Raw genomic sequence first — 12,300 nt, forward strand, 5'->3', positions numbered from 1 at the left:
GGGTGGCGTGGGCTACCCGACCCCACGCCACCCTTCGGGATCCACCCCTCCGGGCACCGGCGCACCGGCGTCGTAGGGCTTGCGCGTGAACACGAAGGATCCGAGGTCCAGGTGCCCCACCACCCCGTCGGGCCGACGCACGGGCTTCAGGACCTCTCCCGCGTAGTAGCCCTCCAGTCCCGTCCAGGTTCCGTCGCCGTTCGGCCGGAAGCGTGAGCGGCGCCCGGCACCGGACAAGGGCTCCAGGGAGAGAAGACCGTCGGCCGAAAGACGCAGGGCACAGGACTGCGTCCCCCAGTACCAGGGGCCCACCAGCTCCAGCAGATCCGGACCGGTCTGCCGCATGGGCTTCCAGGGCGACGGAAGGCGGGGCTCCGCCTCGGCGGTGATCCGCACCAGGTCGGCGGCGAGGGAGAAAACCGGGATCCCGGACGTACAGTTCGCCAGCACCACCACGGACACGTCGTCCTCCACACCGATCGTGAGACAGGCGAGGAAGCCCGGCAGCGAGCCCGTGTGCCCGACCAGAGCGCGACCGTTCTGGTGCCGCAGCTCCAGGCCGAGGCCGTACGCGTACCCTCCGGCCACGTCCGCCGCCTCGGCCGGGGCCGCCGGAACCCTCATCCCGCTCACGGACGCGGCGCTCAGCACCTGCTCATCACCCTCGACGAGGAAGGCCGCGAAGCGCGCCAAGTCCCCCGCCGTGGACCACAACTGACCCGCCGGTGCCATGCGTCCGAGATCCGCGGCGGGTTCCGGCAGCAGCACGTCGGCCCAGGGGTGTACCGCCCAGCCCTGCGCATACGGAGTCTGTGGCAGCACACCGGTCCGCTCCAGTCCCAGCGGCTCGAGCACCTCCCGTCGCAGCACCTCCTCCCACGGTGCGCCCCGCACCTGTTCCACCAGGGCACCCAGCAGGGCGTATCCGGGGTTGGAGTAGTGGAACCGCCGCCCTGCCGGATGCACCGAGGGACGCTCCCCCAGCACGTCGGCCAGCTCCGGGCGCAGAGACCCTGGAGTCCGCTCCCACCAGGGGCCCGGTGTCTCGGCGGCCAGGCCCCCGGCATGGGCGAGCAGTTCGGCCACGGTCACCTTGCCCACGCCGGTGCCCGGCAGATGCTTCTCCAGTGGGTCCTGCAGGTCGAGCAGGCCCTCGTCCCGCAACCGGAGCGTCAGCACGGCGGTGAAGGTCTTGGTGATCGAACCGATGCGGTACTGCGTGTCCGCCCCCGGCACCGTTTCCTCGGAGGAGGCCCGCGCTCCGGTCCACACGACCCGCCCGCCCCGCGCCACGGTCGCCACCACCGACGGGGCCCGGCCTTCCGCCTGGGCGACGGCGACCCTGTGCAGCAGCGCCCTGCGCGTACCCGGCAGCAGTTCTTCCTGAGATGTCGTCATGCCCCCAGTTCAGCAGGTCCACAGGCCACGACCGTGCCGACCGGCGACGCCCGGCCGACGGTGCGTCGCGGGATCGTCCGAGGGGCCGCACTCCTCGTCCCCCTACCCGGTCGGGATACGGCGCCCCGGACGAGGACACGTGCACCAGCGGCGGGGTCATCCGGGTGACACGGTGATGTCAGGAGGGCGCACCTGGAGGACGACTGCGGTACCGGCCACGCTGCGGTCCTCATGCATGGTGATCCGCCGGCCGGGCTGGACATCCGTCCAGTGCGAGGGGGTGAGGGGCACCAGACGAATCGTGGCCCGCCCGCCGGGCTCCAGCACGGGCAGACCCTCGACCCACAGCGCGGCGATGCTGACCGCCCGTCCGCCGCTGGGTGAGACATGCCCGATGTCCCACATGGGCCTGAGAACTCCGGCGCCCGGCAGGGGCGTCGTACGTCGTACCCCGTGCCCGGAGCGCAGCGTCAGATCTGCCCTGATCACACCGTGGCGAAGCTCGGAGCATCGCCAGTGGCACCAGGCCGCACTCCGCTCCAGCCGAAGCCGATCAGCCGCTTCGGCAAGCTTCTCCCAGAAGACCGGGGGGAGTGGGCGAGCGTCCCCGAGTCCTTCCAGCAGACTCAGGGCGATCTCCCACTCGTCATGCACAAGGTGGTCCCAGACGTCCCGCACCGTTAGATCGTTCACCGTGGCCGTCTCTTCGGGTACCAGCAGAGAAGCCGATTCCAGCAACTCGATGACATCCACGCCCCATTGTCGCCCCCACGGGCGTGCCGGCCGGTCCGCGGTGTCCGACCCTCGACCTGGAGTGCGCCGTGGATGAGGCCGGTTCCGGGGCCGCCGGCACCGTAGAACGGCGTCCTCCCTGGTCTGCTCGGGGTGGTCCCGGCCCAACCGGCGTCCAGGCACCGTCGAGGGTCACGAGCGCAGCTTCGCCGGCCCGGGCCCCGTCCCTCAGCCACCGCGGATACCGCCCGCGCCCTCCTCGGCACCCGCCCCTCGCACCACCCCGAGGACGGCCGAAAGACCCGACGAAGCCCTATGAGGCCCCGCACCGGCCTCGCATCAGGTCTGGGCCATGTCCACGAAGCGCGAGTAGTGGCCCTGGAAAGCGACCGTGATGGTGGCGGTGGGGCCGTTCCGGTGCTTGGCCACGATCAGGTCGGCCTCGCCGGCGCGGGGGGACTCCTTCTCGTAGGCGTCCTCGCGGTGCAGCAGGATGACCATGTCCGCGTCCTGCTCGATGGAGCCGGACTCACGCAAGTCGGAGACCATCGGCTTCTTGTCCGTGCGTTGTTCGGGACCACGGTTCAGCTGGGAGAGCGCGATGACCGGAATCTCCAGCTCCTTGGCGAGCAGCTTCAGGTTCCGGGACATGTCCGAGACCTCCTGCTGACGGCTCTCGGCGCGCTTGGAGCCACCGGACTGCATCAGCTGGAGGTAGTCGATCACGACCAGTTTCAGGTCGTTGCGTTGCTTGAGCCGGCGGCACTTCGCGCGGATCTCCATCATCGACAGGTTCGGGGAGTCGTCGATGTAGAGCGGTGCCGCGGACACGTCCGGCATCCGGCGTGCCAGCCGGGTCCAGTCCTCGTCGGTCATCGTGCCGGACCTCATGTGGTGCAGGGCGACCCTGGCCTCGGCGGACAGCAAGCGCATCGCGATCTCGTTGCGTCCCATCTCGAGGGAGAAGACGACGCTCGGCAGGTTGTGCTTGATCGATGCCGCGCGCGCGAAGTCCAGCGCGAGGGTGGACTTTCCCATGGCGGGCCGGGCGGCGATGACGATCATCTGACCGGGATGCAGGCCGTTGGTGAGCGAGTCGAAGTCCGTGAACCCGGTGGGGACCCCCGTCATCTCCCCGCTGCGCGACCCGATGGCCTCGATCTCATCGAGGGCACCCTCCATGATGTCGCCCAGGGGCAGGTAGTCCTCGCTGGTGCGCTGTTCGGTCACCGCGTAGATCTCGGCCTGGGCGCGGTTGACGATCTCGTCGACGTCGTCGTCGCCCGCGTATCCCATCTGGGTGATGCGCGTGCCCGCCTCGACCAGGCGGCGGAGCACCGCGCGCTCGTGGACGATCTCCGCGTAGTAGGCCGCGTTGGCGGCGGTCGGCACCGTCTGGACGAGGGTGTGCAGGTACGACGCGCCGCCGACCTTGTTGATCTCACCGCGCTTGGTCAGTTCGGCGGCGATCGTGATGGGGTCGGCGGGCTCCCCCTTGGCGTAGACGTCGAGGATCGCCGTGTAGATGGTCTCGTGCGCCGGCTTGTAGAAGTCGTGGCCCTTGAGGAGTTCCACCACGTCGGCGATGGCGTCCTTGGACAGCAGCATGCCGCCGAGGACGGACTGCTCGGCCTCCAGGTCCTGGGGCGGTACGCGCTCGAACGGCGAGCCGCCGGCGTCCCACCCGTCGGCGTCCCGGCCGCGGTCGTGGCGCTCGTCGCGGCCGCGACCACCCTCGTCCCGGCGGCGGGAGGCGGGCAGACGATCGCTGGGACCGCTGTCGGCCCACGGATCGTCCAAGGGCTCGGAAATGCTCACCGAGCCACCTCCTCCCGTCCGCGAGCGGACCTCACCGTGCCCCTCTTTCTACGGCACGGCACTGACAAATAAGAGGCCCAACTCCGGTAGTCGCACGCCGGATATGTGGCGATTCCGGAATCGGCGGAAGGAGCGGGACGCCGGACCACCGTAGGCCCGTCGGCACCGTCAGCCAATCTGGTTATCCACAGGCCATGTGGACGACCGGCCCAATGCTGTGGAGAACTCCGCCAAACCTGTGCACGACACCGTGGACAGCGCTGTGAACAAGCTCCACCAGCACCGCCATGAAGCGGCTTGAGCTGCAGGTTTACCGTCCACCGGCTGTGCAGAAGAAAAACTTCCCCAGTCGGCCCAAGATCACGTCGAGCGGTGTACGCAACCACACACTCTGTGGGAGAGAGTAAGGGACGCAAGGGCTTTGCATCTCTTACCTGTGGACGATTAGATTGGTGCACATGACACAGGCCCCTCCGAGCCCCCGAACCAGTCGGCGTCGGCACGACCGTGAGATCGTCCTGCTGGCCGTCCCGGCGTTCGGCGCACTCGTCGCTGAGCCTCTCTTCGTCATGGCCGACAGTGCCATCGTCGGCCATCTGGGCACGGCGCAACTGGCCGGACTGGGAGTCGCCTCGGCCCTGCTGATGACCGCCGTCAGCGTCTTCGTCTTCCTGGCCTACGCCACCACGGCCGCCGTTGCCCGTCGCGTCGGGGCAGGAGACCTTCCGGCGGCCATCCGACAGGGCATGGACGGTATCTGGCTCGCTCTGCTGCTGGGTGCGGGCGTCATCGCCGTCGTCCTGCCCACAGCACCCGCGCTCATCGATCTGTTCGGGGCCTCCAGCACGGCAGCCCCCTACGCCGTCACGTACCTGCGGATCTCGGCCCTCGGCATTCCGGCCATGCTGGTGGTCCTGGCGGCCACCGGAGTCCTGCGCGGACTCCAGGACACCAAGACCCCTCTCTACGTGGCCACGGGAGGGTTCCTCGCCAACGGCGTCCTGAACGTCGCCCTCGTCTACGGAGCCGGCTTCGGCATCGCGGGCTCCGCCTGGGGCACCGTCATCGCCCAATGCGGCATGGCCGCGATCTACCTCCTCGTCGTGGTGCGGGGAGCCCGCAAGCACGGCGCCTCCCTGCGCCCGGATGCGGCCGGTATCAGGGCCTCGGCACAGGCCGGTGCGCCCTTGCTGGTGCGTACGCTCTCCCTGCGGGCCATTCTCATGATCACCACGGCCATCGCCGCCCGTCTCGGGGATGCCGACATGGCGGCCCACCAGATCATCCTCTCCGTGTGGAGCCTGCTCGCCTTCGCTCTCGATGCCATCGCCATCGCGGGGCAGGCCATCATCGGCCGCTATCTCGGAGCCGGTGACGCCCAGGGGGCCCGGGAGGCATGCCGCCGCATGGTCGAGTGGGGCGTCGCGGTCGGTGTGGTTCTCGGCGCTCTCGTCGTGATCTCGCGGCCCCTCCTCCTGCCCCTCTTCACCAGCGACTCCACGGTCACGGACGCCGCACTGCCCGCACTCGTGATCGTGGCCCTGTCGCAGCCGATCTCGGGAGTCGTCTTCGTCCTGGACGGGATCCTCATGGGAGCGGGTGACGGCCCCTACCTGGCCTGGGCCATGCTGGCGACACTGGCGGTGTTCACCCCTGTGGCCCTTCTGGTACCGGTGGTGGGCGGCGGACTGACCGCCCTGTGGGCCACGATGACGCTGATGATGAGCGTGCGTCTGCTCACTCTCGCCGTCCGCACCCGCTCCGGCCGTTGGGTCGTCACCGGAGCGACCCGCTGACGAGTGCCTGTTTCACGTGAAACGGACCGGCTCCGCGGGTCGGACGACTCGGCGCGCCACCGGGGACATGAGAGGGGCCGCACCCTGGAGGGTGCGGCCCCTGCTCACTGCTTCAGCCAGCGCGTCGATTACGCCGCGACGACCTCGATGTTGACCTTGGCGTCAACCTCGGGGTGCAGACGCACGGACGTCTCGTGAGCGCCCAACGTCTTGATCGGCGCACCGAGCTCGATGCGGCGCTTGTCCACCTCGGGACCACCGGCGGCCTTGATCGCGGAGGCGATGTCGGCCGGGGTGACGGAACCGAAGAGACGGCCGGCGTCGCCGGAGCGGACAGCCAGACGGACCTTGACGCCCTCGAGCTGGGCCTTCACCTGGTTGGCCTGCTCGATGGTCTGGATCTCGTGGATCTTGCGAGCACGACGGATCTGCTCGACGTCCTTCTCGCCACCCTTGGTCCAGCGGATCGCGAGCTTCCGCGGCACCAGGTAGTTGCGAGCGTAGCCGTCCTTGACGTCGACGACGTCGCCCGCGGCACCGAGGCCGGAGACCTCGTGGGTGAGGATGATCTTCATGAGTCGGTCACCCTTCCCTTATCGCGCGGTGGAGGTGTAGGGCAGCAGCGCCATCTCACGGCTGTTCTTGACGGCCGTGGCGACGTCACGCTGGTGCTGCGTGCAGTTGCCGGTCACGCGGCGGGCACGGATCTTGCCGCGGTCGGAAATGAACTTCCGCAGCATGTTCGTGTCCTTGTAGTCCACGTACGTGACCTTGTCCTTGCAGAACGCGCAGACCTTCTTCTTAGGCTTGCGCACAGGCGGCTTCGCCATGGTGTTTCTCCTGTGTGATCAAGAAGTGTGGTGCGGCCCCGCCTAGAAGGGGGGCTCGTCCGAGTAGCCGCCACCGCCGCCGGAGCCACCGCCCCAGCCGCCGCCACCGCCGCCACCCTGCTGGCCACCGGCGGGAGCACCGGTCGCCCACGGGTCGTCGGCGGGAGCACCGCCGCCCTGCTGGCCGCCGCCGGGGCCACCGCCCCAGCCGCCGCCACCCTGGCCGCCACCGCCGCTGTAGCCACCCTGACCGCCTCGGCCGGTGGTCTTGGTGACCTTGGCCGTGGCGTTGCGCAGGCTGGCGCCGACCTCGTCGACGTCCAGTTCGTAGACCGTGCGCTTGACGCCCTCACGGTCCTCGTAGGACCGCTGCTTCAGCCGGCCCTGCACGATCACGCGCATGCCTCGCTGAAGCGACTCGGCGACGTTCTCCGCCGCCTGACGCCAGACCGAGCACGTCAGGAACAGGCTCTCGCCGTCCTTCCACTCATTGGTCTGACGGTCGAAGGTGCGGGGGGTCGACGCGACACGGAACTTCGCGACGGCCGCACCGGACGGGGTGAAGCGCAGCTCGGGGTCATCGACAAGGTTGCCGACGACCGTGATGACGGTCTCGCCTGCCATGGGGGAACCTCTCGGCGGGTGTGCTGCTGGCTGCTTGTGCTGCTACTCGAATCCCGGAACAGCTGAGCGGTAGCTCAGTGGTTCTCGGGACGGAGGACCTTGGTCCGGAGGACCGACTCGTTCAGGTTCATCTGGCGGTCGAGCTCCTTGACGACCGCAGGCTCGGCCTGCAGGTCGATGACCGAGTAGATGCCCTCGGGCTTCTTCTTGATCTCGTACGAGAGACGACGACGGCCCCAGGTGTCGACCTTCTCGACCTTTCCGCCGCCGTCACGGACGACAGAAAGGAAGTTCTCGATCAGCGGGGAGACAGAGCGCTCCTCGAGATCGGGGTCGAGGATGACCATCACCTCGTAGTGACGCATGTGGAACCCACCTCCTTTGGACTCAGCGGCCACGGTCGTTCCGTGGCAGGAGGGTCGTGATGCGTTGCGCAACGATGCCTGTCAGTAAAACAGCCGCCACTGACAACGGAGGTCGGGCGGCGGCCCCGGGCCGGCAGCGGCGGACCGTGGTCCGTTCCGCGCCGTCCTGTTTCTGTCCGGACAGACACCGGTGCAGACGGTACAGGGTACCCGGACAGTGGCTTCCGGTTGAAATCAGGCCGGGAACCCCGTCAGTCTGTACACATCGGGTGTGTATGGCGCTACGATGCGCCGCCTTTCGCAGGAGGTGCCCCATGGCACAGGCAATGCGACCCAACACCGCCGGAGGGCTGTTCGCCACGGACGGAAAACCCCACCCAGTCCAGGACACCCTGATGGTGGTGACCCTGGTGCTGGGTATCACGTCCTTCGTCACAGCGATGTTCCATCATCTGCACCTGCTCAGCTCCTGGACCGGCCTGGTGGGCATCCTCACCGGCGCGTACGGCCAGTGGATCTCCGAGACGACGCGGCAACGCTTCGGTCTCATCCTCGGGCTCGGCGCCTCGGCGCTCGGCTTCTTCCTGGGCATGGCACACGGTGGCCTGTTCGGCGGCGTCTTCGACTGACGTCCGGCGCCCCCGTTCCCGTACGGCGGTCCGCCCCGGCCGGTGACCGGTGGGGGTGGACCGCCCGTGCGCCCCACCGGGCCGCTCCCCGGGCGCAGTAGGCTTCGCGCGAGAGCCGGAGCCCCTGACCCATGGGGACACACCAGCCCGAGGAGCGCCCCGAATGAGCCTGACCCTGAGGACCATCAGTCGAGAGCAGCATCTGGCATACATCCAGAGCCTGCCGTCGGCGAGTCACATGCAGGTCCCGGCCTGGGCGGACGTCAAGGCGGAATGGCGCGCGGAGAACCTCGGCTGGTTCGACGAGCGGACCGGTGAGATGGTCGGGGCCGGGCTGGTCCTGTACCGCCAGCTGCCGAAGATCAAGCGCTACCTCGCGTACCTGCCCGAGGGGCCGGTCATCAACTGGTTCTCGCCGAATCTGCAGGAATGGATCGAGCCGATGCTGGCGCATCTGAAGCAGCAGGGCGCCTTCTCGGTGAAGATGGGTCCGCCGGTGGTGATCCGGCGCTGGGAGGCGCCGACGATCAAGAAGGGCATCCAGGACCCGGACGTGAAGCGTCTGCGCGACCTGGAGGCCGACTTCATCGAGCCGCGCGCCTTCGAGGTCGCCGACAAGCTGCGTCGCATGGGCTGGCAGCAGGGCGAGGACGGCGGCGCCGGCTTCGGTGACGTCCAGCCCCGGTACGTCTACCAGGTGCCCCTGGCGAACCGGTCCCTCGAAGAGGTCCACAAGAACTTCAACCAGCTGTGGCGCCGCAACATCAAGAAGGCCGAGAAGGCGGGTGTCGAGGTCGTCCAGGGCGGTTACGAGGATCTGGCCGAGTGGCAGCGCCTGTACGAGATCACGGCCGTGCGCGACCACTTCCGGCCCCGCCCGCTGTCGTACTTCCAGCGCATGTGGACGGCCCTCAACTCCGAGGACCCCAACCGCATGCGGCTGTACTTCGCCCGCCACAACGGCGTGAACCTGTCCGCCGCGACCATGCTCATCGTGGGCGGGCACGTCTGGTACTCCTACGGGGCCTCCGACAACATCGGGCGCGAGGTCCGGCCCTCGAACGCGATGCAGTGGCGGATGCTGCGCGACGCCTACGCGCTCGGGGCCACCGTCTACGACCTGCGGGGCATCTCCGACTCGCTGGACGAGACGGACCACCTCTTCGGCCTGATCCAGTTCAAGGTCGGCACCGGCGGCCAGGCCGCCGAGTACCTCGGCGAATGGGACTTCCCCCTCAACAAGCTGCTCCACAAGGCGCTCGACATGTACATGTCGCGCCGCTGACTCCTCGGCCGTCCTCGCGACGGCATCACTTCCTTCCACACCTCTGATACACCGCAGCCACGAGAAAGGTTCCGGTCCGGCCATGGCGCTCACCCTCTACGTCGACACCGCGCGCTGGCGGGCGCACCACAAGCACGTGCAGGAGCAGTTCCCCGGGCTCGTCCCGGTCTGCAAGGGCAACGGCTACGGCTTCGGCCACGAGCGGCTGGCCGAGGAGGCCACCCGGCTGGGCTCCGACGTCCTCGCCGTCGGCACCACGTACGAGGCCGCCCGGATCAAGGACTGGTTCGGCGGCGACCTGCTGGTGCTGACCCCGTACCGTCGGGGCGAGGAGCCGGTCCCGCTGCCCGACCGGGTCATCCGCTCGGTCTCGTCGGTCGACGGCGTCTACGGCCTCGTCGGCGCCCGTGTGGTCATCGAGGTGATGTCCTCGATGAAGCGGCACGGCGTCAGCGAGCAGGACCTGCCCCAGCTGCACTCCGCCATAGAGAACGTCCGCCTGGAGGGCTTCGCCATCCACCTGCCGCTCGACCGCACCGACGGCTCGGACGCCGTCGAGGAGGTCATCGGCTGGATGGACCGGCTGCGCGCCGCGCGCCTGCCCCTGCACACGATGTTCGTCAGCCACCTCAAGGCCGACGAACTGGTCCGGCTGCAGCAGCAGTTCCCGCAGACCCGGTTCCGCGCCCGGATCGGCACGCGGCTGTGGCTCGGGGACCACGAGGCCACCGAGTACCGCGGAGCGGTCCTGGACGTCACGCGCGTGGCCAAGGGGGAACGGTTCGGCTACCGCCAGCAGAAGGCCGCCTCCGACGGCTTCCTGGTCGTCGTGGCGGGCGGAACGTCGCACGGGGTGGGGCTGGAGGCCCCCAAGGCTCTGCACGGCGTCATGCCACGGGCCAAGGGCGTGGCCCGAGCGGGTCTCGCCACCGTCAACCGCAACCTCTCCCCGTTCGTCTGGGGCGGCAAGCAGCGTTGGTTCGCCGAGCCCCCGCACATGCAGGTGTCGATCCTCTTCGTGCCCTCTGACTCACCGGAGCCGAAGGTCGGCGAGGAGCTGGTGGCCCATCTGCGCCACACCACCACGCAGTTCGACCGCCTCCTGGACCGCTGAGCGGTCCCCGACCGGGCGGCCTGCTGGGGCCGTCGGGAGGTACTGCCGTCGCCGCACAACGCTTTCGGGGCCGTGCGCGGAGCTTCTCCGTGCACGGCCCCGCCGTCCGTCCCGAGGCGGTGAGGGCTCGGCCGGCGCCGACCGCGCGCGTGTTCGCTCAGAGAGAACGCCCGGCGGCACCCGCGGCCCTGCCCCACTCCACCGTCACTCTCTCCACGGCCGCGACGTGCCGCGCCGGACGGGCGGCCGGCCCGAAGACCGAGACGTCCTCGGCTCCGTCCAGCACACCGCCCGACGGATCGTCCCCACCCGATCTGCGGACCGGGTCGCGCTCGGGCTGCAGGATGTCGCGCACGACCATGACGCACAGGTAGAGGGTCCCGAGCAGGTGGAGCGCGATGGCCCAGTGGTAGCCGTCGGCGGGCAGTCCCTTGTGCGCGTCCCCGCTGGTGGTGTACGCGAGGTACATCCAGATGCCCAGGAAGTACGCCACCTCGCACGCCTGCCAGATGAGGAAGTCCCGCCACCTCGGCCGGGCCAGCGCGGCCAACGGCACCAGCCACAGGACGTACTGGGGTGAGTAGACCTTGTTGGTGAGGATGAACGCCGCGACGATCAGGAAGGCGAGCTGGGCGTACCGCGGCCGTCGGGGCGCCATGAGGGCGAGCGCCGCCACTCCCAGGCAGCACACCAGCATCAGCAGGGTGGCCAGTGTGTTGACGGTCTCCGTACTCAGCGGGTCGGACGAGTTCTGCGCCAGGATCAGCCAGAAGGAGCCGAAGTCGACGCCCCGTTCCTGGCTGAACGTGTAGAACTTCGACCACCCGTCGAACGCGAACAGCATCACCGGCCCGTTCACCACCGCCCAGGCCACGGCGGCCCCGCCCAGAGCCTTTCCGTACTCCCGCCAGCGCCCCGCGCGCCAGCACAGCACCAGCAGGGGGCCGAGGAGCAGGAAGGGGTACAGCTTGGCGGCCGTGGCGAGCCCCAGGAGGACCCCGAAGGCCAGGGCCCGCCCCCGCGACCACATGAGCATCGCCGCGGCCGTCAGAGCGACGGCCAGCAGGTCCCAGTTGATCGTCGCGGTCAGGGCGAAGGCCGGCGCCAGCGCGACCAGCAGGCCGTCCCAGGGCCGGCGGGCGTGGGTGCGCGTCACACAGACGGCGATGACCGCGGCGCAGGCCATGAGCATCCCGGCGTTGACCATCCAGTACCACTGTTCCTGGTGCTGGATACTGCCGCCGTCCGTGGTGAGCCAGGCCGCGACCTGCATGAACACACCGGTGAGCACCGGGTACTCGAGATACTGCATGTCACCGGGCAACTGGTCGAAGTACGGCACGAGCCCGTCGGCGAAGCCGCGCCCCTGGTAGAGGTGCGGGATGTCGGAGTAGCAGGCGTGCGTGTACTGGGCGCTGGCCCCGAAGAACCAGCCCCCGTTGAAGCACGGCGCCTTCTGGACCATGCCGAGGGCGAACATGCCGATCGCCACCAGCGCGATCACCCTGACCGGGGTCCACCACGAGGTTCCCGACAGGACACGGCGTCCGAGCGGACCGCCGATCAGCTCACTGCCGGCGGCAGCGACCTCGTCCTCCCTCGTCGGCCCCACCGCGTCCGGTTCGTGAACGCTCGCGCGCGTCGATTCTCCACTGGGCATGGCGCACATCCTGCCGTACGCCGCCGTGAAGGGCCGAGGGCCGCCGCAC

12 protein-coding genes are annotated in these 12,300 nt (G+C 69.2%); 4 read left to right on the top strand and 8 right to left on the bottom strand.

Annotation, left to right across the window (positions count from 1 at the left end; genetic code table 11):
• Nucleotides 1–12: 12 nt before the first annotated feature.
• The 3 genes from AB0F01_RS13685 to dnaB form a co-directional block, all read right to left on the bottom strand.
• Nucleotides 13–1,398, bottom strand: a complete 1,386-nt coding sequence (locus AB0F01_RS13685) for a serine hydrolase domain-containing protein (protein WP_362093951.1) — start codon at nucleotides 1,396–1,398, stop codon at nucleotides 13–15.
• Between the two features lie 156 nt (nucleotides 1,399–1,554).
• Entirely contained in the window at nucleotides 1,555–2,151 is a 597-nt protein-coding gene (locus AB0F01_RS13690; RefSeq protein ID WP_362093954.1) for a hypothetical protein, read from the bottom strand.
• A gap of 318 nt (nucleotides 2,152–2,469) precedes the next feature.
• Nucleotides 2,470–3,948, bottom strand: coding sequence for a replicative DNA helicase (gene dnaB, locus AB0F01_RS13695; protein WP_362093956.1), 1,479 nt, complete (start codon nucleotides 3,946–3,948; stop codon nucleotides 2,470–2,472).
• Between the two features lie 458 nt (nucleotides 3,949–4,406).
• Here dnaB and AB0F01_RS13700 point away from each other — a divergent pair, with 458 nt between their 5' ends.
• Nucleotides 4,407–5,744 (top strand): MATE family efflux transporter, encoded by a 1,338-nt coding sequence (locus AB0F01_RS13700; protein WP_362093958.1) that lies wholly within the window; start codon nucleotides 4,407–4,409, stop codon nucleotides 5,742–5,744.
• Nucleotides 5,745–5,872: 128 nt separating this feature from the next.
• On the opposite strand, the gene rplI is transcribed toward AB0F01_RS13700, so the two are convergent.
• From rplI to rpsF, 4 genes are all read right to left on the bottom strand, one after another.
• The gene (gene rplI, locus AB0F01_RS13705; RefSeq protein ID WP_164334484.1) at nucleotides 5,873–6,319 is read right to left on the bottom strand and encodes a 50S ribosomal protein L9; all 447 of its coding nucleotides are present in this window, start codon (nucleotides 6,317–6,319) and stop codon (nucleotides 5,873–5,875) included.
• Nucleotides 6,320–6,337: 18 nt separating this feature from the next.
• Nucleotides 6,338–6,574, bottom strand: a complete 237-nt coding sequence (gene rpsR / locus AB0F01_RS13710) for a 30S ribosomal protein S18 (RefSeq protein ID WP_003949403.1) — start codon at nucleotides 6,572–6,574, stop codon at nucleotides 6,338–6,340.
• A 42-nt stretch (nucleotides 6,575–6,616) separates the two neighbouring features.
• On the bottom strand, nucleotides 6,617–7,198 hold the full coding sequence (locus AB0F01_RS13715) for a single-stranded DNA-binding protein (protein ID WP_362093961.1): 582 nt from the start codon (nucleotides 7,196–7,198) through the stop codon (nucleotides 6,617–6,619).
• Between the two features lie 74 nt (nucleotides 7,199–7,272).
• Nucleotides 7,273–7,563 carry a 30S ribosomal protein S6 gene (gene rpsF, locus AB0F01_RS13720; RefSeq protein ID WP_030420069.1) on the bottom strand — a complete coding sequence of 97 codons (291 nt, stop codon included), beginning with the start codon at nucleotides 7,561–7,563 and terminating at the stop codon, nucleotides 7,273–7,275.
• A 314-nt stretch (nucleotides 7,564–7,877) separates the two neighbouring features.
• Here rpsF and AB0F01_RS13725 point away from each other — a divergent pair, with 314 nt between their 5' ends.
• The 3 genes from AB0F01_RS13725 (at nucleotide 7,878) to AB0F01_RS13735 (ending at nucleotide 10,591) form a co-directional block, all read left to right on the top strand.
• Complete coding sequence (locus AB0F01_RS13725; protein ID WP_362093965.1) at nucleotides 7,878–8,192, top strand: hypothetical protein; 315 nt, start codon at nucleotides 7,878–7,880, stop codon at nucleotides 8,190–8,192.
• Nucleotides 8,193–8,355: 163 nt separating this feature from the next.
• Nucleotides 8,356–9,477 (top strand): peptidoglycan bridge formation glycyltransferase FemA/FemB family protein, encoded by a 1,122-nt coding sequence (locus AB0F01_RS13730; RefSeq protein WP_362093968.1) that lies wholly within the window; start codon nucleotides 8,356–8,358, stop codon nucleotides 9,475–9,477.
• A gap of 82 nt (nucleotides 9,478–9,559) precedes the next feature.
• Complete coding sequence (locus AB0F01_RS13735; RefSeq protein WP_362093971.1) at nucleotides 9,560–10,591, top strand: alanine racemase; 1,032 nt, start codon at nucleotides 9,560–9,562, stop codon at nucleotides 10,589–10,591.
• A 157-nt stretch (nucleotides 10,592–10,748) separates the two neighbouring features.
• On the opposite strand, the gene AB0F01_RS13740 is transcribed toward AB0F01_RS13735, so the two are convergent.
• Complete coding sequence (locus AB0F01_RS13740) at nucleotides 10,749–12,260, bottom strand: glycosyltransferase 87 family protein (protein ID WP_362093974.1); 1,512 nt, start codon at nucleotides 12,258–12,260, stop codon at nucleotides 10,749–10,751.
• Nucleotides 12,261–12,300: the final 40 nt, after the last annotated feature.

The organism is Streptomyces sp. NPDC029526, assembly GCF_040637405.1.
Classification (GTDB): Bacteria; Actinomycetota; Actinomycetes; order Streptomycetales; family Streptomycetaceae; genus Streptomyces.